The following is an 18,016-nucleotide window of genomic DNA, read 5'->3' as shown; positions in this document are numbered from 1 at the left end:
ACAACGCCATGAGAGGGCCGAGAGCCCGAGTTCAGATGCTGTTTGCCTCGAATCGATAACGGCTTCGCGAGAGGGTTTTTTGCGACATCTACGCGCGTTACGATGCCGCGAAGCCGACGCCGAAGGGGCGTCCCGGCTGGAGCGCTGACAAGGTGCTCACATCAAGCGCCGACAGGCGCTCAGGTCAGGTGAAGGAGCCTTCCCGTGCGCCGGGTAGCCAAGCTTTCCGCTGCGTGTATCGCGACCGCAGCTCTCGCCGTGACTGCCACTGCCTGTGGCAGCACGTCCTCCGACAACGAGTCCAGCCCGTCCTCCTCCTCGGGTGGCGGCAAGGGCGTCAAGATCGGCCTCGCCTTCGATGTCGGCGGCCGTGGTGACCGTTCCTTCAACGACTCCGCCGCGCGCGGTGCCGACAAGGCCAAGAGCGAGTTCGGCGGTGAGATCAAGGAGCTGACCGCGAAGACCTCGGACACCGAGGCCGACCGTGAGCAGCGCCTGTCGGACCTGGCCGACGCCGGCTACAACCCGATCATCGGTGTCGGCTACGCGTACGCCGCCTCCATGACCAAGGTCGCCGCGAAGTACCCGAAGACCAACTTCGGCATCGTCGACTCGGTCGTGGACGCCAAGAACGTCGACAGCATCACCTTCACCGAGGAGCAGGGCTCCTACCTGGCCGGTGTCGCCGCCGCGCTGAAGTCCAAGTCGAAGCACGTCGGCTTCATCGGCGGTGTCGACGTCCCGCTGATCAAGAAGTTCGAGGCGGGCTACGTCCAGGGCGTCAAGGACACCAACCCGAAGATCAAGGTCGACACCCAGTACCTGTCCCACGGCTCGGACACCTCCGGCTTCGCCAGCCCCGACAAGGGCAAGGAAGCCGCGCAGGGCATGCTGGACAACGGCGCCGACGTCGTCTACTCGGCGGCCGGCTCCTCCGGCAACGGCGCGATCGAGGCCGTGGCGGGCAAGAAGGGCGCCTGGGCCATCGGCGTGGACTCGGACCAGTACAACATCCCGGGTCTGGCCAAGTACAAGAACGCGATCCTGACCTCGATGGTCAAGAACGTCGACGTCGGTGTCTACGACTTCGTGAAGTCCGTCCACGACGGCAAGGCGCTGACCGGCACCAACACCTACTCGCTCGAGAAGAACGGTGTCTCGCTGTCCACCAGCGGTGGCTTCATCGACGACATCAAGGCCAAGCTGGACGCGGCGAAGCAGAAGATCGTCGACGGCTCGGTCAAGGTCAAGACCACCCCGTGACCTGACGGGTCCCGCCGGACCCAGGCTCGGCGCGGGGGCGCCTCCCGGAGCCCCCCGCCGAGCCATAACAATGTGTCAACTCTACGCGTGTAGCGCGGAGTTGCCGCGCTAGCGTCGCCGACGCCTGCCCCCTCCCCGCAGCCCCTTTCCCCGAGGAGAGTGCGCCATCAACGCGTCCAGCCCTCCCGCTGCCGTCGAACTGCGCGGCATCACCAAGCGTTTCCCCGGCGTCGTCGCCAACCGCGACATCGACATCACGGTCCGCACCGGTACCGTCCACGCCCTGTGCGGCGAGAACGGTGCCGGCAAGTCCACCCTGATGAAGATCCTCTACGGCATGCAGCAGCCGGACGAGGGCACCATCACGGTCGGCGGCGAGCAGGTCGTCTTCCACAACCCCGGCGACGCCATCGCCCGCGGCATCGGCATGGTGCACCAGCACTTCATGCTCGCCGACAACCTCACCGTCCTCGAGAACGTCGTCCTCGGCGCGGAGAAGATGTACGGCATCGGGGGCAAGGCCCGCGCGAAGATCAAGGAGATCTCCGACGCGTACAGCCTGAACATCCGGCCCGACGTCCTCGTCGAGGAGCTGGGTGTCGCCGACCGCCAGCGCGTGGAGATCCTCAAGGTCCTCTACCGCGGTGCCAAGACCCTCATCCTGGACGAGCCCACCGCCGTCCTGGTGCCGCAGGAGGTCGACGCGCTCTTCGACAACCTGCGCGAACTGAAGGCCGAGGGCCTCACCGTCATCTTCATCTCCCACAAGCTGGGCGAGGTGCTGTCCGTCGCCGACGAGATCACCGTCATCCGGCGCGGCACCACCGTCGGCACGGTCGAGCCGCGGGGCACCACCCCCAAGCAACTCGCCGAGCTGATGGTCGGCAGCGAGCTGCCCACGCCGGAGACCGAGGAGTCCACCGTCACGGACGTCCCGATGCTGGAGCTGGCCGGCCTGCACCTGGCGCAGACCGACCTCGACGGCGTCGAGCGGATCATCCTGGACGAGGTCTCCTTCACCATCCACAAGGGCGAGGTCCTCGGCATCGCCGGTGTGGAGGGCAACGGCCAGTCCGAGCTGGTCGAGGCGATCATGGGCATGCGCCACCCGGACGCCGGCGTCGTCACCCTCGACGGCACCGACATCTCCCACGCCCCGACCCGCGACCGCCGCGAGTCCGGCATCGGCTACATCCCCGAGGACCGCCACCGCCACGGCCTGCTCCTGGAAGCACCGCTGTGGGAGAACCGCATCCTCGGTCACGTCACCGAGAGGCCCAACTCGCGCGGCGGACTGCTCGACCCCAAGGCGGCCCGCGCCGACACCCAGCGCATCGTCGAGGCCTACGACGTGCGCACCCCCGGTATCGACGTCACCGCCGCCTCGCTGTCCGGCGGCAACCAGCAGAAGCTGATCGTCGGCCGCGAGATGAGCCACAACCCCAAGCTGCTCATCGCCGCCCACCCCACCCGCGGTGTGGACGTCGGCGCCCAGGCAGCCATCTGGGACTACATCCGCGAGGCCCGCCGCGAGGGCCTGGCCGTGCTGCTGATCTCCGCCGACCTGGACGAGCTGATCGGGCTCTCCGACACCCTGCGGGTGATGTACCGCGGCCGCCTGGTCGCCGACGCCGACCCCGCCACGATCACCCCCGAAGAGCTGGGCTCCGCCATGACGGGTGCGGCCACCGGCCACCTGGAGCACACAGAGGACGACGAGCGATGAAGAAGCTGACCTCACGGATCGACAAGGAGCGGCTGCTCCTCGGGATCGCGGCGCCGCTGCTGGCGGTCGTCGCCGCGCTCGTCGTCACCGCCCTGGTGATCCTCGCGACCGGCAAGAACCCCGGTGACGCCTTCAGTGACATGGTCACGTACGGCTTCGCCAGCGACAGCCAGGTCTACATCCTGAACAAGGCGACGACGTACTACCTGGCGGGTGTCGCGGTGGCCATCGGCTTCCGCATGAACCTGTTCAACATCGGTGTCGACGGCCAGTACCGGCTCGCCGCGTTCATCGCCGCCGTCCTCGGCGGGGCGCTCACCGTGCCCGGCTGGATCGCCATCCCGCTGATCCTCGTCTGCGCCATGGCGACCGGCGCCCTGTGGGCGGCCATCGCCGGCATCCTCAAGGTGACCCGGGGCGTCAGCGAGGTCATCTCGACGATCATGCTGAACTCGATCGCCACCGCGATCATCGCCTACCTGCTGCAGCCCGGGAAGCTCGGCCAGCTGGACCAGGCGGGCACCCTCGTCTCCACCAAGCCGCTGCCGTCGTCCTCGTACTTCTTCAGCTTCGACACCGGCCCGGCCGGTGTGCTGTGGGGCTTCATCGTCATCGCCGTCCTCATCGGCGTCGCGTACTGGTTCGTGCTCGGCCGCACCCGCTTCGGCTTCGACCTGCGTACCGTCGGCCAGTCCGAGAGCGCGGCCGCCGCGAGCGGCGTGTCGGTGAAGAAGATGATCGCCACCAGCATGATCATCTCGGGTGCGGTGGCCGGCCTGATCGGCATGCCGACCCTGCTCAACGACAGCCACCAGTTCAGCAACGACTTCCCGGCGGGCATCGGCTTCACGGGTATCGCCATCGCGCTGCTCGGCCGCAACAACCCGATCGGGATCGCGCTCGGCGCCCTGCTGTGGGGCTTTTTGGAGCGCACCACCAACCACCTGGAGTTCCAGGGCTACGACAAGGAAATCCTCGGCGTCATCCAGGGCGTCATCGTCCTGTGCGTCGTCATTGCCTACGAGGTCGTACGCCGCTACGGCATGAAGCGCCAGCAGCAGAAGGTCGGCGCGGAACTCGCCGCCCAGGCCGCCGCCGCGACGAAGAAGCAGGAGGTGGCGTGATGACTGCCACGATGACCGACGCGCCGCCCCCGGCGGCCCCCAAGGCGGCGGGCGCGCCGCAGCGCTCCGGGCGCTCCTTCGGCATGGTTCTCATGATCGTCGCGGGCGCGCTGCTGCTGCTGTCCGCGGTCCGCGTCATCACCGACGCCAACCAGCTCGACTCCGCAGGGCAGGTCGCCGCCGCGCTCGGCCTCGCCGTCCCGATCGGCCTCGCCGGCCTCGCCGGCCTGTGGTCGGAGCGGGCCGGTGTGGTCAACATCGGCCTCGAAGGCATGATGATCCTCGGCACCTTCGGCGCCGGCTGGATCGGCTGGCAGTCCAGCCCCTGGCTCGGCCTGGTGTGCGGTATCGGCTTCGGTGTCCTCGGCGGCCTGGTGCACGCAGTCGCCACCATCACCTTCGGTGTCGACCACATCGTCTCCGGTGTCGCGGTCAACCTGCTCGCGCTCGGCACCACCCAGTACCTCGCCAAGCTGTTCTTCGCCGACGGCGAGGCGTCGGCGGCGGGCGGCAACCCCAAGCAGTCCCCGCCCGCGGACTCGCTGCCGCACGTCACCTTCCCCGGCCTCTCGGACGGCCTCGCGTCGATCGAGAAGCACCACTGGTTCCTGGTCTCCGACCTCGCCGGCATCATCGGCGGCCTGCTCACCAACCTGTCCGTGGTGACGATCCTCGCCGTGCTGCTGTTCGTCGGCAGCTGGTGGGTGCTGTGGCGCACCGCGTTCGGTCTGCGGCTGCGCTCCTGCGGTGAGAACCCGACCGCCGCGGAGTCGCTCGGCGTCAACGTCTACCGGTACAAGTACGTGGCCGTGGCCGTCTCCGGCGGCCTCGCCGGCCTCGCCGGCGCCTTCCTCGCGCTGGTCACCTCCCACACCTACCTCGAGGGCCAGACCGGAGGCCGCGGCTACATCGGCCTCGCGGCCATGATCTTCGGCAACTGGCGCCCCGGCGGCCTGGCGATGGGCGCGGGCCTGTTCGGTTACTCCGACGCGCTGCAGCTGCGCAACGGCGGCGTCACGGTCCACGCCCTGCTCCTCCTGCTGGTCGTCCTGCTCGCGCTGCTGGCCGGCTGGAAGATGTACCGCAAGGCCCACTGGCAGGGCGGGATCAGCCTCATGACGGCTGCCCTCGTCCTGGTCTGGTACCTGTTCACCGACGAGGTCCCGAGCGACTTCGTGGGCGCCACCCCGTACGTCGTCACGCTGCTCGTGCTGTCGCTGTCCGCGCAGCGCCTGCGCATGCCGAAGGCGGACGGCATGCGGTACCGCAAGGGCCAGGGCAAGTGACGGCGGCCCCGGCCGACGGCTTCGACTGGGAGGCGCTGCGCGCCGAGGCGCGGGAGGCCATGTCCCACGCCTACGCCCCCTACTCGGGGTACCCGGTCGGCGCGGCGGCCCTGGTCGACGACGGGCGCACGGTCACCGGCTGCAACGTCGAGAACGCCTCGTACGGGCTCGGCCTGTGCGCCGAGTGCGGGCTGGTCTCCCAGCTGCAGCGCACCGGTGGCGGCCGCCTGACGCACTTCACCTGTGTGGACGGCGAGGGCGCGCTGCTGGTCCCGTGCGGCCGCTGCCGCCAGCTGCTGTACGAGTTCGGCGGGCCCGACCTGCTGCTGGACACCCCCGCGGGCGTCCTCCGGCTCTCCGAGATGCTGCCCCAGGCCTTCGGCCCGGACCATCTCACCAAGTAACTCCCGTACGGCCCCCCTGACCCGCTCAGGGGGGCCGTGCACTTCGCACCTCCCGGAAGGAAGCCATCAGCCATGGACGCCATCTCCGTCATCCGCACCAAGCGGGACCGCGGTGAGCTGACCGACGAGCAGATCGACTGGGTCATCGACGCGTACACCCGCGGCGAGGTCGCCGACTACCAGATGGCCGCGCTCAACATGGCGATCCTGCTCAACGGCATGAACCGCCGTGAGATCGCCCGCTGGACGGCGGCCATGATCGCCTCCGGCGAGCGCATGGAGTTCTCGGCGCTGTCCCGTCCGACGGCCGACAAGCACTCCACGGGCGGCGTCGGCGACAAGATCACGCTGCCCCTGGCGCCGCTGGTGGCGGCCTGCGGTGCCGCCGTGCCCCAGCTCTCCGGCCGGGGCCTCGGCCACACCGGCGGCACCCTGGACAAACTGGAGTCGATCCCCGGCTGGCGGGCCCTGCTCTCCAACGAGGAGATGCTGCACGTCCTCGACACCACGGGCGCGGTGATCTGCGCGGCGGGCGACGGCCTGGCTCCCGCGGACAAGAAGCTGTACGCCCTCCGGGACGTCACCGGCACGGTCGAGGCGATCCCCCTGATCGCCTCCTCGATCATGTCGAAGAAGATCGCCGAGGGCACCGGCTCCCTCGTGCTGGACGTGAAGGTCGGCACGGGCGCCTTCATGAAGACGCTGGACGACGCCCGCGAGCTGGCGTCCACGATGGTCGGCCTCGGCACCGACCACGGCGTGAAGACGGTCGCGCTCCTCACGGACATGTCCACCCCCCTCGGTCTCACGGCGGGCAACGCGCTCGAGGTCCGCGAGTCGGTCGAGGTCCTCGCGGGCGGCGGCCCCGCGGACGTCGTCGAGCTGACGATCGCCCTGGCCCGCGAGATGCTCGACGCGGCCGGCATCAAGGACGCCGACCCCGCGAAGGCGCTGGCCGACGGCTCCGCGATGGACGTCTGGCGCCGGATGATCGCGGCACAGGGCGGCGACCCGGACGCGGAGCTGCCCACGTCGAAGGAGCAGCACGTCGTCAAGGCCCCGTCCTCCGGTGTCCTGACCCGCCTCGACGCCTACGACATCGGTGTCGCCGCCTGGCGCCTCGGCGCCGGCCGCGCGCGCAAGGAGGACCCGGTGCAGGCCGGCGCGGGCGTGGAGATGCACGCCAAGCCGGGCGACACGGTGACGGCGGGCCAGCCCCTGCTGACCCTGCACACCGACACCCCCGAGCGCTTCGAGTACGCGCTGCAGGCGGTGGAGGGTTCGTACGACATCGCGGCGCCGGGTACGGCCTTCACGGCGACCCCGGTGGTGCTGGAACGTATCGCCTGACCAGGGGATCTCTCACTCGGGTGAACGGGACCGGTGCACCGCCGCCGGTCCCGTTCCCTGCGACGGCCGGCGCCGGCGAGTTCGCCGCCGACCGACCCGGCGTCACCCCAGTACCGCCGCCACCCCCACCAGCACCGGCACCGAGACCACCGTCGACAGCAGGATCGATTCGCGGGCCAGGGACTCCGCCACCCGGTAGCGGCTGGCGTAGGTGAAGAGGTTCTGCGCGGCCGGGAGGGCCGAGGTCACCACCACGTCCAGCAGGGGTGCGCCGTGCAGGCCGAAGACCGTCGTCGCCAGGGCCCAGGCCACCAGCGGCTGACCCACCGACTTCAACGCCACCGACAGCAGGACCGGTTTGCGGTCGCGGCCCCGGCCGGGCGCCGCGCTGCCGTGCAACGCCATGCCGAAGGCCAGCAGGGCCGCCGGGACGGACATGTGGCCGATCAGAGTGAGCGGGTCCATGACCGGACCGGGAACCGTCCAGCCCGCCGCCGACACCACGACCCCGGACAGCGAGCCGACCGCTATCGGGTTCCGCAACGGGGTCAGCAGGCGCCGCCACACCGGGCCCTTCTCGCCCGTGCCGGACAGATCCAGGACGGTGAGGGCGACCGGGGTCACCAGCACGACCTGGAACAGCAGCACCGGCGCCACCAGGGAGGCGTCGCCCAGCACGTACGCGGCGATCGGGATCCCGAGGTTGCCCGAGTTGACGTAGCCGGAGCACAGGGCGCCGATCGTCGTGCGGCCCACCCCCCAGCGCCGCAGCGCGCCGACCGTCACGAAGGCCCCGGCGACCGCCGCCGTGCTCAGCGCCGTCACCAGCAGACGGCTGGAGAACAGGACCGAGAGGTCGGCCCGGGCGAGGGTCGTGAAGAGCAGCGCGGGGCCGGCCACGGTGAAAGCCAGCCTCGTCAGCACCTCACCGCCCTGGGGGCCGAGCGTCCCGCGCCGCCCGAGCACATAGCCCACCCCGATGACGACCGCGATCACCGCGAACCCGCTCAGTACCCCCGCCACGGAACCAACCCTCCGGCGGAGGAGGGCAACCGGTCAATGTGATCTTCGACGGCCTCGGCGGCACCCCGGCCGCGGCGCGGTACGGGCAGGGACCGGGGCGGAAACGGTCGCCCGCGATGAGTTCCGGCCGCCTCGAGGGTCTACCGCACGTGACTGCCAAGACCCCCGCTGTGCTCGTGCTGCCCGGCCCCGTCAGCCGTGACCAGGTGCCGGGGCTGTGTGCCGATGTGCGGGCGCTGCTGGAGGCCGGTGGGGCCCAGGTCGTCGTCTGTGACGTGGGCGGGCTCGGGCCCCCGGGGCTCGCGGCCGTGGACCTGCTGGCCCGGCTGGCGCTGGCCGCCCGCCGGGCCGGCGGGCGGATACGGCTGCGCGACCCGGATCCGGCGCTATTCGCCCTGCTCGACCTCGTCGGTCTCCGCTTCCAGGTGGAGGGGCAGGCCGAACAGGGGGAACCAGCGCTTGGTGTCGAGGAAGCAGTGGAAACCGGTGATCCGGCCCTCTGACAGCTCCAGCACCTGCACCGCCCACGGGCTGAACCCGCCGGTGTCCGGGTCCGGCTTGTAGTGCGCGAAACCGGGCAGGCCGTTGGCCTGGACCGGCAGCAGGCGGGAGCCGGCGCAGGAGGCGCCGAGGGTGGTCATGAAGCCGGTGATGTCCGCCGGGCCGCGCAGCCACAGGTCGAACGGCGGCATGGTCATGATGGCGTCCTCGTGGAGCAACGCCGTCAGCGCCGTCATGTCGTAGCCCTCGAACGCCTTGACGTACCGCTCCAGGAGCTTCTGCTGCTCCTCGTCCAGCGGGTCGGACACCGCGCCCTCGCCGGCCGCGGCCTCACGCTCGGCGAGGGTGGCCCGGGCCCGTTGCAGCGCGCTGTTGACCGAGGCGACCGTGGTGTCCAGCAGTTCGGCGACCTCGCTCGCCTTCCAGGCCAGCACCTCGCGCAGGATCAGCACCGCCCGCTGCTTGGGCGGCAGCTGCTGCAGGGCCGCCATGAAAGCGAGCCGGATCGACTCCTTGGCCACCGCGGCCTCCGCCGGGTCGTCCACCGTCGGCAGCACGCGCGCGTCCGGCATCGGCTCCAGCCAGGTGTGGTCCGGGCGGGGGGAGAGCGCCGCCTGGGCGAGCGGCGTGGAGTCGGTCAGGTCCATCGGCCGGGCCCGCTTGTTGCCCGCCGTCAGCATGTCCAGGCACACGTTCGTCGCGATCCGGTACAGCCATGAGCGCAGGGAGGAACGGCCCTCGAACTTCTCGTAGCTCCGCCAGGCCCGCACCAGGGTGTCCTGCACCGCGTCCTCGGCTTCGAAGGAGGAACCGAGCATCCGGTAGCAGTACCCGGTCAGCTCGGTCCGGTGTTTCTCCAGTGCGACGTCGAGATCCGCCGTCGCCGTGCTGTCGCCCATCGTCCACCCACCCCTGTGGCCGTCCTGTTCACGCGCCTTCGCGCCCCAGCACTCGGGAAGCTACCGCAGCCCACTGACAACGGCCCGCGGAGTGCGAAAAATGCGCAGTTCGGGCCGGTCGCCGTACGGACATGTACAGGACCGGTACCGGTGACTGCCGCAAGTCGGCCGGCCGGCCGGCGGACCGAACGCGCCGCAGCCGTACCTCCACCACGGCGACTGGAGGCCCCCACGCCATAACTCTGTCGGTTCGCCGGCGTTTTTAAGAGTGCGGGTGTGTGCCCGCATGGAAGCAAGGAAGGCAGTGAACCTATGAGACGGGCTACCCGAAACCGTGTGATCGCCGTCGCCGCCGCCTCCGGCGCGATGGCAGTGGCGTTCCCCGCGTCCGCCGTCTTCGCAGCCGACGGGGCCGACGCCCACGGTACGGCGGCCGGCTCGCCCGGCGTGGCCTCCGGCAACAACATCCAGATTCCGGTGTCCGTGCCGGTGAACATCTGCGGCAACACGCTGGACGTCGTGGGGCTGCTCAACCCTGCCGCGGGCAACGCGTGCGCGAACACGGGGTCGGCGAAGGCCGAGGGTGCGAAGGACAGCGACGGATCGACCGCGTCCGGCGGGGCGTCCGCCGACGGCCGCGTCACCGACTCGCCCGGGCTGATCTCGGGCAACAGTGTGCAGGTCCCCGTCCATCTGCCGGTGAACGTCACCGGGAACAGCGTCAATGTGGTCGGCGTGGGCAATCCGGTCTTCGGCAACAAGTCGGTCAACGGTCACAGCGACCATCCGGACGTCGTCCGGCACACCGCGGCCCCGAAGCCCGCGGCCCCCACCCGGTCCCGGCCCCGTTCGTACACCGCGGCGACCCCCACGCTGGCCCACACCGGAGCGGACCTCACGGCCTCCGTTGTCGTCGGAAGCGCCGTGTTCCTCCTGACGGGCGCGACCCTGTACCGCCGTTTCCGCCCGGTCCGCAGCTACTGAACCGGACGCCGTAAGGCCCCATCGGGCGTGCCCGATGGGGCCTGGTCGGCCTGCCGGGAGACCACAGCGCACGACCTCTCGGGCGCGGCGTCGTGAAAAGAGTGCCTTCCCAGCAGTCCGGGCCCCAGGACGTCATGACACGTCTTGGGGCCCGTGACCCTCGCCCCGGTCCGAACCCGAAGGGAATGCGGGCCGGACGGGAGCGGTATGACTGCGCAGGTCGTTCAGAGTGCCTGGTTGTTGCAGCCCATGTCGGAACCGAGGTGGCTCTTCTGCGCACCCGGGTTGCCTTCACCGTTCAGCAGATTGCCTGCCAGGCCGGTGAGGGCACCGACGCTGCCGATCACCTCGATGTTCATGTCGTGCGAGCGGCACTCGACGCCCTGCGTGATGTCGATGTCGTGGCCCGGCTCGCCGTGGGCGAAGGCGGTGCCACCGCCGAAGGAGCCGACGCTGCCGAGGACGGCGCTCACGAGAACTACCTTCTGGAACGTGCGCATGGGTTCTCCGCTGATGGAATGGATGGAATCGACAACATGCCCAGTGAGGACTGCGGTCCCTTACGGGACGGCCGTCAGCCGAGCCGGGGAAGTCCCAGTTGGCCGACGGGGGGCGCCGCGAGCTGTCCGAGGCCGACCGGAGCCAGAGTCGGTGCGCTCGCGGGCGTGATCGTCGGGTTGAGGAGGGGGTTCACCTGCGGGTTGACCTGCGGGTTCACCTGCGGCGTGACAAGCATCGGGGGCTCCGGGACGAATGTCTGCGGTGCCGCCACCTGCGGGGCGACCTGCGGCATGACCTGAGGCACGACCTGCGGCATGACCTGAGCCGGTTGCGCGGGGGCGGCCAGCGGAGCGGCGGCCTGCAGCGGCTGCGCAGGAGCGGCCAGCGGAAGGCCCGGCGCGTTGGTGGCCTGGGCCGTTCCCTGCGACGCGGCAGAGGCGGCGGCGTAGCCGGTCTGCTGCGGTGCCGGCGCCATGACCGGAGCGGCCTGCGGAGCTTGCTGGGGGGCAGGTGCCGGGGCTGCGACCGGAGCGGCCTGCGGGGCCGGCTGCGGAGCAGGTGCCGGGGCTGCGACCGGAGCCGGCTGGGGGGCAGGCGCCGGAGCGGCGACCGGAGCCGGCTGCGGCGCCGGTTGGGGAGCAGGCGCCGGGGCTGCGACCGGAGCCGGCTGGGGGGCAGACGCCGGTGCGGCGACCGGAGCGGCCTGCTGATCCGGAGCTGATGCCGGAATGGCACCGTCTTGGTTGACAGCGGCGTGGGCATGGCTGCCGGCGGCGGCCATGCCGGTCAGACCACTGGCCGCTGCGACGACGAGCGCGGCCTTGTGAAGCTTGCGCATGAAACCCTCGGTCCTTCAATACCTGAAATGGGAACCCATTGCGTTCAGTTCGGTCACGCGTGCAGTCGGTGCGTCATTCGCACCGCACCGTCCGGGACGGTCATCGCGAGGAGCACACGGACGTCGCGTCGGAGCCGGCAGCGAGATCCCTCACCCCTTGACGGTCCGCGGTCGCTGCCCTCTCCCTGGTGGAACGAGGATTCCGTCGCCGTGGTCACGGCACGCGAAAGCCCTTCACCCATTTGCCGCCCTGCCGACGCGGGTGCCGTGGCCCGGACCCTTGCGGCAAATGGGTGACCACGTTCCCGCACCCGTATCGGGTCCGTGCCCGTTTCGTTCCCCACGGGGCGAGAACGATGGTCCATCGCAGCCGCACGGGGCAGCGGGAGCAGTGACAACTGCGCTGCCCCATCAGCTATTTCGTCAGGTTCCGTGCACAGGTCAATTGAAGAGCCGAGGATTTCATGCGCAAGCTTCACAAGGTCGCGCTCGTCGTCGCAGCCGCCGGCGGCCTGACCGGCGTCGGCGCCGGCCCCAGCTCCGCCGTCGTCCCCGCCACGGTCGGCGGAGCTGTGCCGCCTCCCGTTTCGCAGCCGGACGCCCAGGCCGCCGCGGCGGCCAACACTCAGGCCGCCGCGGCGACTTACGGCTCGCCGGCTCCCCAGCAGCCGACCCAGCAGGCGGCCCAGCAGGCGGCCCCGCAGCGGGCCACTCAGGTCGCCCCGCAGGTCAACCCGCAGCTGAACCCGCAGATCAGCCCGCAGATCTCTTCCCAGGCCCCGCAGGCGCAGCAGGCGCCGCAGACGCAGCAGGCGCAGCAGGGAGTTCCGGTGGGGCAGGCCAACGTGTTCCGTCCGTACCAGGAATGCAGCCCGCAGTCCGTGCTCGACGCGAATGTCCCGATCGCCCTGCTCGCCGCGTCCCAGACCCAGGGCGTCGCCTGCACCCAGGCCAGCACCCAGGCCACCAGCCAGTCGAACTCGTTCGCCAGCGTGCGGTAGGGCGGCCGGACGGCCGGGCGGCGACGCCCAACACGGACCTCTCTGAGCGAGCGCGCCGGTCCCTTCGCCGGCGATACGGCTTTCGGGTGCTTCATCGGTGTGCGCACGAACTCGGCGCGTCGCTGTCCGTTTTGGGGTATTTCCTACTAATCTCCTGTAACTGTAAAAAGTCGATCTTCCACAGATCGCACCCACTCACTCACCGGAGATGAAATGCGCAAGCTTCGCAACGTTGCCGTGCTGGTCGCCGCGATCGGCAGCATCGGACTCGTGGGCGGCACGGCCCACGCCGACCAGGGCGGCAAGGGCGGCGACCACGGCGGCAAGTTCACCATCACGCAGACCTCGAACTGCAAGTCGCACGACCTGAACGTCGACGTCCTCGGCGAGGTCGGCCTGCTCGACGGCGTGCTGGGCAACGCCCTCAACGGCGAAGGCAACCCGGGCGCCCAGGCGACCGAGCAGGGCTCCGAGATGGGCTGCAACAACAGCGCGTTCTGACGCCCCTTCCGTCGCAGAGACGCCGGACGATGAATGGTCCCGGCGCGCCGAGCCTCAGGCAGGGCGCCGGGACCATCGACGTACACCAGCTGTTTCCCGACGCGGCGAGGCGCGTTCCTGGAAGTGACAGGTCCTCAGCGCCGGCCGCCGTTGCAGACTTCACCATTTCCCCAAAGTCGATCTCTCATGGATCGCAACCACCTCACTTCTTCGGAGATGACATGCGTAAGCTCCGCACGACCGCCGTCCTGCTGGCCGCATTCACGAGCGTCGGGCTTCTGGGTGCCGGCGCCGCTCACGCCGACCAGGGCTGGGGCAAGGACAAGGGCAAGGGGCACAGCGGCTTCAACATCGTGCAGACCAGCAACTGCCGGTCACACGACGCCAACGTCGACGTCCTCGGCGAGGTCGGCATCGCCAACGGGCTGGGCGGCAACCTGCTGAACGGCGAGGGCAGCCCGGGGGCGCAGCAGACGTCCCAGGGCTCCGACATGGGCTGCGACAACACCATCGGCGACTAACAGCCGCGTTCCCCGGTGTGCCCGGCTCCGCCCGGCATACCGGGGGAACCCCCTTCTTCGGAAGGCTGCCTCTCCAGAACGAAATGCCGGACCGGGAACGTCCCCGGTCCGGCATTTGCGTGACCGATCAGAATTCGATGTGCGGCTTCTTGAATCCCTCGGGCAGTTTGATCGTGTTGGAGCAGTCGACCACCGGCCCGTCCCGGAATTCACCTCCCTGCATGCGGTCCTCCTGAAAGTCCACGCGCGACCGGTCCTTCGTCGAGCAGTCCTGTTCCTGCTCGACGACACGCATGCCGTCCTCGTCGATGTGCGTCTCGCTCTTGTGGATGCAGACGGTGCCACCCTGCTCGGTGGTGTGGCAGGCGCCCGGTTTCCCCTCGGCGTACGCGTGTCCGGCGCCGATGCAGAGGGCGGCGAGACCTGCGACGAGTGTCGCGACGGTGGCGGTCTTCTGTGAAGAGAGCATGTGCTGCGTTCCTTTGCGTGAAGGCCCGGGTGCGCCCGTGTCGTTGACCGGCGTCACCCGGGCCGAGAAGGTCCCGAGATGTGATCCTGTGTCGAGGTTGACTACTTAGTGTGAGAATATACGCACATCATGTAGTGATTCAGGATCGGCACCCTCATGTCGCATCAGGGGAGTAGGAAGGGTGATTCCTGCATGTCGGCAGCCGTGTCCGGCACTTCGGGCGTCGTGCGACCACAGGTCACCCTGGGTCCGGACCGTGTCGAGCCGTTGCCCGTGGCGGAGGGCGGCGTCTGGGGCTGCGTCGGCATGCACGTCTCCTGATGCGGGATGAACCCGTCCTCGGGGATCTCGCCTTCGATGTGCTGGCTGCAGGTGATGTTTCCCGCCAGGTCGCGCGTGCAGGTCCCCGGGCCTCCTGCGGCGTACGCCTGGGCGAGGCCGGTGGACGCCACGGCGAGGCCGCCGACGAGCCCCGAGATGACCGCGATCTTCTTCCTGCTGAACATGTGACCCTCAGCCGGTGAAGGCGTTGTTGTACTGGTCGCAGGTGGTGCCCGTGGTCTGGCCGATGCCGATCACTCCGACCGGGATGTCGTTCTTCGACACCGACTGCGGGCTGCACTCCTGGTAGGGGCGGTAGATGTCGGACACCAGCGGTCCGTTGTCGTAGGTGTCGGCGGAGGCGGTGCCGGCGCCGATGGCGGACAGGCCGCCCGCCGCCACTGCCGCTGCGAACACGACCTGCTGAAACTTGCGCATGGAACCCTCGGTTCTCCATTGCCTGTGCATGAAGGCTAATTGCCTAGAGTGACGGCATGAACACTAGCAGTAGCGATATGTGGCGTTCCAGGCCGGTCAAACGTGTCCTGGGGGGAACATGGGACCGGGCAGCCACTCGTGGTCGCCAATTGGCCTGGCAGAGCGGTGGTTTGTCGTTCGACGAGTACCGCTGCGCGTGGCGAGCGCGCGTCAGGAACGGTGAGGTGTCGCGTCAACACGGGTGACCCGAGCGGAATTTGTCCGACGGCGATGTCCGCTGCACGGCCGGGAAGCGATTGAGCGCGGGCACGGAGACGATCAAGTCCCGGAGCCCTTCGATGTACAGCCGCACGTTCTTGTAGGCGACGTCGGTGTCCGGGTAGCGACAGGCGAGCCACAGTCCCTCGTGCAGCCGGTTGACCCAGGCGCACACCTGATCGCCGTACGACACCCGGAGCAGCCCGTATGCCTTCTGCTCGGCCCAGCGGGCGGAGCCGGGGATGAGACGGGCGTCCACGTACGAGACGATCGAGTACAGGTCGGGCGACGTGGGGCGGAAGTCCTCACCGAGCAGACGCAGTACCCGGGCCAGCGGAATGCGTGCCAGCGACCGGGTGGCCTGAAGCTCGGCGCGGACCGAGGCGAGTGCGCCGTCGAAGTCCCGCGCCGCGGGCACTTCGATCGGTGCGCCGCCGACATACCAGCCGACGGAGTCCGACCACGCGGACTTCAGCCGGGTGTGGAACGGCACGACCGTGCGGTAGACCGGTTGCCCGCCGAGTTCATGGACGATCAGGCTGGTCGCGGCCAGCACACCCACCAGGCTGCCGCCGTAGGGCCGGCAGTACGCCTCGAACGCGGCGGCCGCGTCGGCGTCGACGAGAGGCTCGCGCAGCAGCTTCTGGGCGGGCAGGGCGTCACCGGGTCGCAGGCCCAGATCGACGGGGAACGCCGGAAGCCGTCCGTCGCACCGGCCGATGAACTCACGCCAGCGCGTGACGATCGTGTGGGTGTCGTCGATGGCGTCCGCGTTCGCCCGTTCCTGCTCGCAGAAGTCGACGTAACTGTGGACGGGCGCACCGATGTCGGGCCGCCCTGTGACGCGTGCGGTGTAGAGGTCGTGGATCTCGTCCGGGATGCGCTGCAGGGAGTAGGCGTCGACGTTGGTGTGGTCGAAGGCCAGGTACACGCTGGTGGAGTCGTCGCGGACGACCGCCGCATAAATGAGATTGGGCCAGCCGAGCGCGTCCGCCGCGACGTCGAAACGGTCCTGCATGTATCGGACCAGCACCTCTGCGTCGGCGAAGTCGCCGACCACCTCGCGGTGGAGCGTCACGTCGTCCTCGTCGAGGGTGAACCGGTGCATCTCCTCGCCGGCCCACCGGAACCCGCTGCGGAGTGTCTCGTGGCGCAACGTCCAGCGGCGCAGCGCCTCTTCCAGCGCGTCGAGGTCGGCCCGGCCCGGCAGGTCGAACGCCGTACCGAGCCAGGTCGGTACGAACAGTCCGTCCTCGCGCACCGACCGCGCCGTTCTGATGTGCGACTCTTGGATGTATGCCGGCGGCCTCGGATCCGTCGGCAGCACCGCTGCGGTCGCGACGGTCGCCGGGCTGAACGTCCACTCGACAAGCCGTCCGGGCCGGACCTCGCAGCGCTGAATGTCAGAAATTCGCAAAGTGGCGTCTCCTTCGCAGAAGACACAGGCTTGATCAACCTGGAGCCGTGCGCGAGCGGTGTCTGCTGTGTCGCCGTGTTTTCAGCGGGACGTGTGATGTCTCGAACTGCCGAGCGACCCATCGCGTCGGTTCCCGCGAACCCGGCTTCACTCGTACCGGTAGATGCCGCTCACGTCCTCCAGTTCGTCCGGCGTCAGGTCCCACGGCGGCAGCTTCTCGTGCCGGGCCGCGACTCGGCCGTGCTGGGCGTCACCCGGGCCGAGCGGCACGGCAGGGAGGTAGCGCAGGCCGGGGTGCCGCTGCTGCCAGCGGGTCCACTGAAGGTCGACGAAGGCGTGGTGCAGCCAGAAGACGGGGTCGTTGACGGAGGCCGCGCCGACCATCACGCCACCGACCGGCTATGCCAGTGCCCACTCCAGCTCCCCCTCGGTCGGCAGCTGGATCGGATCGCCGGCGCGGCCGAGAGCACGGGTGAGGTACGGCACGTCGGTCACCCCGACGGTGATCTTCCAGTGGCCCGCCGCATAGGCGAACGGGCCGGTCATCACCTGCCGGTCCGAGGGCCGGCCGTCGCCGCCGAGCAGGTCGTCGGTCCACGGCAGCGAGTCCGCCGCGCGGTCACGGGTCCAGTCCCAGTACGGCACCGTCACCGACGCGTCCACCCGGCGCAGCGCCCCCTCCAGCTCCAGCAGGAGCTTGCGGTGCCAGGGCAGGAAGGAGGGCGCCATGTGAGCGACGCGCAAGCGGCGTTCGCCGTCCGGGACGTTGTACTGGATGTGCAGGCGTACGAGTTCGTCGTACTCCCCACGGCGTTTGACCTCCAGCAGGGCACTCACGAAGCGTCGCCGCTCGGTGAGAGTCAGCTGGTTGACGTTCTTACGCGGGTACGTCACCCTCGCCCCTCCTGCGGTCGGGGGTACGGCGGCCTTCACTCAATCGGCAGCAGTGCGATGAGGGTGTCCGGTACCGTGACGGGGCCCGTCTGGACCAGATTTCCGAGTGGGTTCGGGTCCGTGCCCGTGTCGCGGGCCGCTTCGCCGTTCGCGAGTGTCCCCGCCTGAGCGGGGGAGGCGGACAACATCAAGCCTGCTGCCACGGCGACCACCGCGGTCTGGATCGTCTTGTTCATGAAGTGATCAACGAGACTCGACGCGATCGGTTCGGCAGTTCCGGGGTGCTTGTACCCCGGC

Annotated in this window: 20 protein-coding genes and 1 pseudogene; 11 read left to right on the top strand and 10 right to left on the bottom strand. The window is 69.7% G+C overall.

Annotated elements, in window-relative coordinates:
- Nucleotides 1–204: 204 nt before the first annotated feature.
- The 6 genes from ACZ5CW_RS35105 to ACZ5CW_RS35080 all read left to right on the top strand — a co-directional run bounded on the left by ACZ5CW_RS35105 (nt 205) and on the right by ACZ5CW_RS35080 (nt 7,153).
- On the top strand, nt 205–1,263 hold the full coding sequence (locus tag ACZ5CW_RS35105; protein WP_468608722.1) for a BMP family lipoprotein: 1,059 nt from the start codon (nt 205–207) through the stop codon (nt 1,261–1,263).
- Nucleotides 1,264–1,462: 199 nt separating this feature from the next.
- Nucleotides 1,463–2,989 (top strand): ABC transporter ATP-binding protein, encoded by a 1,527-nt coding sequence (locus tag ACZ5CW_RS35100; RefSeq protein WP_468608856.1) that lies wholly within the window; start codon nt 1,463–1,465, stop codon nt 2,987–2,989.
- Nucleotides 2,986–4,113: an ABC transporter permease gene (locus ACZ5CW_RS35095; RefSeq protein ID WP_468608720.1), complete on the top strand. Its 1,128-nt coding sequence runs from the start codon at nt 2,986–2,988 to the stop codon at nt 4,111–4,113. Before ACZ5CW_RS35100 ends, ACZ5CW_RS35095 begins: the two co-directional genes overlap by 4 nt.
- Entirely contained in the window at nt 4,113–5,399 is a 1,287-nt protein-coding gene (locus ACZ5CW_RS35090; RefSeq protein WP_468608718.1) for an ABC transporter permease, read from the top strand. Before ACZ5CW_RS35095 ends, ACZ5CW_RS35090 begins: the two co-directional genes overlap by 1 nt.
- Nucleotides 5,396–5,803: a cytidine deaminase gene (locus ACZ5CW_RS35085; RefSeq protein ID WP_468608716.1), complete on the top strand. Its 408-nt coding sequence runs from the start codon at nt 5,396–5,398 to the stop codon at nt 5,801–5,803. The genes ACZ5CW_RS35090 and ACZ5CW_RS35085 overlap by 4 nt, the downstream gene beginning before the upstream one ends.
- 72 nt (nt 5,804–5,875) lie before the next feature.
- The gene (locus tag ACZ5CW_RS35080; protein WP_468608714.1) at nt 5,876–7,153 is read left to right on the top strand and encodes a thymidine phosphorylase; all 1,278 of its coding nucleotides are present in this window, start codon (nt 5,876–5,878) and stop codon (nt 7,151–7,153) included.
- Between the two features lie 102 nt (nt 7,154–7,255).
- Here the strand turns inward: ACZ5CW_RS35080 and ACZ5CW_RS35075 are convergent, their stop codons facing one another.
- The gene (locus ACZ5CW_RS35075) at nt 7,256–8,176 is read right to left on the bottom strand and encodes an AEC family transporter (RefSeq protein WP_468608712.1); all 921 of its coding nucleotides are present in this window, start codon (nt 8,174–8,176) and stop codon (nt 7,256–7,258) included.
- 116 nt (nt 8,177–8,292) lie between these two features.
- Here ACZ5CW_RS35075 and ACZ5CW_RS35070 point away from each other — a divergent pair, with 116 nt between their 5' ends.
- Entirely contained in the window at nt 8,293–8,679 is a 387-nt protein-coding gene (locus ACZ5CW_RS35070; RefSeq protein ID WP_468608854.1) for an STAS domain-containing protein, read from the top strand.
- Here the strand turns inward: ACZ5CW_RS35070 and ACZ5CW_RS35065 are convergent.
- A complete protein-coding gene (locus ACZ5CW_RS35065; protein ID WP_468608710.1) occupies nt 8,563–9,576 on the bottom strand; it encodes a sigma-70 family RNA polymerase sigma factor in 1,014 nt (337 codons plus the stop codon). The two genes, ACZ5CW_RS35070 and ACZ5CW_RS35065, sit on opposite strands and share 117 nt — an antisense overlap.
- A gap of 312 nt (nt 9,577–9,888) precedes the next feature.
- On the opposite strand from ACZ5CW_RS35065, the gene ACZ5CW_RS35060 reads away from it, so the two are divergent.
- Nucleotides 9,889–10,560, top strand: coding sequence for a chaplin (locus ACZ5CW_RS35060; RefSeq protein ID WP_468608708.1), 672 nt, complete (start codon nt 9,889–9,891; stop codon nt 10,558–10,560).
- Nucleotides 10,561–10,784: 224 nt separating this feature from the next.
- On the opposite strand, the gene ACZ5CW_RS35055 is transcribed toward ACZ5CW_RS35060, so the two are convergent.
- Both ACZ5CW_RS35055 and ACZ5CW_RS35050 read right to left on the bottom strand, forming a co-directional pair.
- Nucleotides 10,785–11,060 (bottom strand): hypothetical protein, encoded by a 276-nt coding sequence (locus tag ACZ5CW_RS35055; RefSeq protein WP_468608706.1) that lies wholly within the window; start codon nt 11,058–11,060, stop codon nt 10,785–10,787.
- 74 nt (nt 11,061–11,134) lie between these two features.
- Nucleotides 11,135–11,536 carry a hypothetical protein gene (locus tag ACZ5CW_RS35050; RefSeq protein ID WP_468608704.1) on the bottom strand — a complete coding sequence of 134 codons (402 nt, stop codon included), beginning with the start codon at nt 11,534–11,536 and terminating at the stop codon, nt 11,135–11,137.
- Nucleotides 11,537–12,363: 827 nt separating this feature from the next.
- Between ACZ5CW_RS35050 and ACZ5CW_RS35045 the strand changes: the two genes are divergently transcribed.
- The 3 genes from ACZ5CW_RS35045 (at nt 12,364) to ACZ5CW_RS35035 (ending at nt 13,922) form a co-directional block, all read left to right on the top strand.
- Nucleotides 12,364–12,900, top strand: coding sequence for a hypothetical protein (locus tag ACZ5CW_RS35045; RefSeq protein ID WP_468608702.1), 537 nt, complete (start codon nt 12,364–12,366; stop codon nt 12,898–12,900).
- Nucleotides 12,901–13,113: 213 nt separating this feature from the next.
- Complete coding sequence (locus ACZ5CW_RS35040; protein WP_468608700.1) at nt 13,114–13,401, top strand: hypothetical protein; 288 nt, start codon at nt 13,114–13,116, stop codon at nt 13,399–13,401.
- Between the two features lie 221 nt (nt 13,402–13,622).
- Complete coding sequence (locus tag ACZ5CW_RS35035; RefSeq protein WP_468608698.1) at nt 13,623–13,922, top strand: hypothetical protein; 300 nt, start codon at nt 13,623–13,625, stop codon at nt 13,920–13,922.
- 127 nt (nt 13,923–14,049) lie between these two features.
- Here the strand turns inward: ACZ5CW_RS35035 and ACZ5CW_RS35030 are convergent, their stop codons facing one another.
- The 6 genes and pseudogenes from ACZ5CW_RS35030 to ACZ5CW_RS35005 form a co-directional block, all read right to left on the bottom strand.
- Nucleotides 14,050–14,391 (bottom strand): hypothetical protein, encoded by a 342-nt coding sequence (locus ACZ5CW_RS35030; protein WP_468608696.1) that lies wholly within the window; start codon nt 14,389–14,391, stop codon nt 14,050–14,052.
- 164 nt (nt 14,392–14,555) lie between these two features.
- Nucleotides 14,556–14,897, bottom strand: coding sequence for a hypothetical protein (locus ACZ5CW_RS35025; RefSeq protein ID WP_468608694.1), 342 nt, complete (start codon nt 14,895–14,897; stop codon nt 14,556–14,558).
- A gap of 7 nt (nt 14,898–14,904) precedes the next feature.
- Nucleotides 14,905–15,150, bottom strand: coding sequence for a hypothetical protein (locus ACZ5CW_RS35020; RefSeq protein WP_468608692.1), 246 nt, complete (start codon nt 15,148–15,150; stop codon nt 14,905–14,907).
- Nucleotides 15,151–15,382: 232 nt separating this feature from the next.
- Nucleotides 15,383–16,825 (bottom strand): condensation domain-containing protein, encoded by a 1,443-nt coding sequence (locus ACZ5CW_RS35015; protein ID WP_468608690.1) that lies wholly within the window; start codon nt 16,823–16,825, stop codon nt 15,383–15,385.
- Nucleotides 16,826–16,972: 147 nt separating this feature from the next.
- A pseudogene (locus ACZ5CW_RS35010) lies at nt 16,973–17,719 on the bottom strand (tyrosinase family protein).
- A 35-nt stretch (nt 17,720–17,754) separates the two neighbouring features.
- Nucleotides 17,755–17,955, bottom strand: a complete 201-nt coding sequence (locus ACZ5CW_RS35005) for a hypothetical protein (protein ID WP_468608688.1) — start codon at nt 17,953–17,955, stop codon at nt 17,755–17,757.
- Between the last annotated feature and the right edge of the window lie 61 nt (nt 17,956–18,016).

It is taken from the genome of Streptomyces sp. NPDC031379, assembly GCF_055569615.1.
The sequence above is the reverse complement of the archived record's forward strand: the minus strand, read 5'-3'. Positions and strand labels throughout refer to the sequence as shown.

Excerpts from the sequence above, each read along its gene's own strand:
- ACZ5CW_RS35050 (WP_468608704.1), bottom strand. The coding sequence starts at position 11,536 with ATGGCGCCGGCACCGCAGCAGACCGGCTACGCCGCCGCCTCTGCCGCG.
- ACZ5CW_RS35055 (WP_468608706.1), bottom strand. The coding sequence starts at position 11,060 with ATGCGCACGTTCCAGAAGGTAGTTCTCGTGAGCGCCGTCCTCGGCAGC.
- ACZ5CW_RS35030 (WP_468608696.1), bottom strand. The coding sequence starts at position 14,391 with ATGCTCTCTTCACAGAAGACCGCCACCGTCGCGACACTCGTCGCAGGT.
- ACZ5CW_RS35020 (WP_468608692.1), bottom strand. The coding sequence starts at position 15,150 with ATGCGCAAGTTTCAGCAGGTCGTGTTCGCAGCGGCAGTGGCGGCGGGC.
- ACZ5CW_RS35045 (WP_468608702.1), top strand. The coding sequence starts at position 12,364 with ATGCGCAAGCTTCACAAGGTCGCGCTCGTCGTCGCAGCCGCCGGCGGC.
- ACZ5CW_RS35035 (WP_468608698.1), top strand. The coding sequence starts at position 13,623 with ATGCGTAAGCTCCGCACGACCGCCGTCCTGCTGGCCGCATTCACGAGC.
- ACZ5CW_RS35070 (WP_468608854.1), top strand. The coding sequence starts at position 8,293 with ATGAGTTCCGGCCGCCTCGAGGGTCTACCGCACGTGACTGCCAAGACC.
- ACZ5CW_RS35005 (WP_468608688.1), bottom strand. The coding sequence starts at position 17,955 with ATGAACAAGACGATCCAGACCGCGGTGGTCGCCGTGGCAGCAGGCTTG.
- ACZ5CW_RS35060 (WP_468608708.1), top strand. The coding sequence starts at position 9,889 with ATGAGACGGGCTACCCGAAACCGTGTGATCGCCGTCGCCGCCGCCTCC.
- ACZ5CW_RS35065 (WP_468608710.1), bottom strand. The coding sequence starts at position 9,576 with ATGGGCGACAGCACGGCGACGGCGGATCTCGACGTCGCACTGGAGAAA.
- ACZ5CW_RS35080 (WP_468608714.1), top strand. The coding sequence starts at position 5,876 with ATGGACGCCATCTCCGTCATCCGCACCAAGCGGGACCGCGGTGAGCTG.
- ACZ5CW_RS35025 (WP_468608694.1), bottom strand. The coding sequence starts at position 14,897 with ATGTTCAGCAGGAAGAAGATCGCGGTCATCTCGGGGCTCGTCGGCGGC.
- ACZ5CW_RS35090 (WP_468608718.1), top strand. The coding sequence starts at position 4,113 with ATGACTGCCACGATGACCGACGCGCCGCCCCCGGCGGCCCCCAAGGCG.
- ACZ5CW_RS35040 (WP_468608700.1), top strand. The coding sequence starts at position 13,114 with ATGCGCAAGCTTCGCAACGTTGCCGTGCTGGTCGCCGCGATCGGCAGC.
- ACZ5CW_RS35095 (WP_468608720.1), top strand. The coding sequence starts at position 2,986 with ATGAAGAAGCTGACCTCACGGATCGACAAGGAGCGGCTGCTCCTCGGG.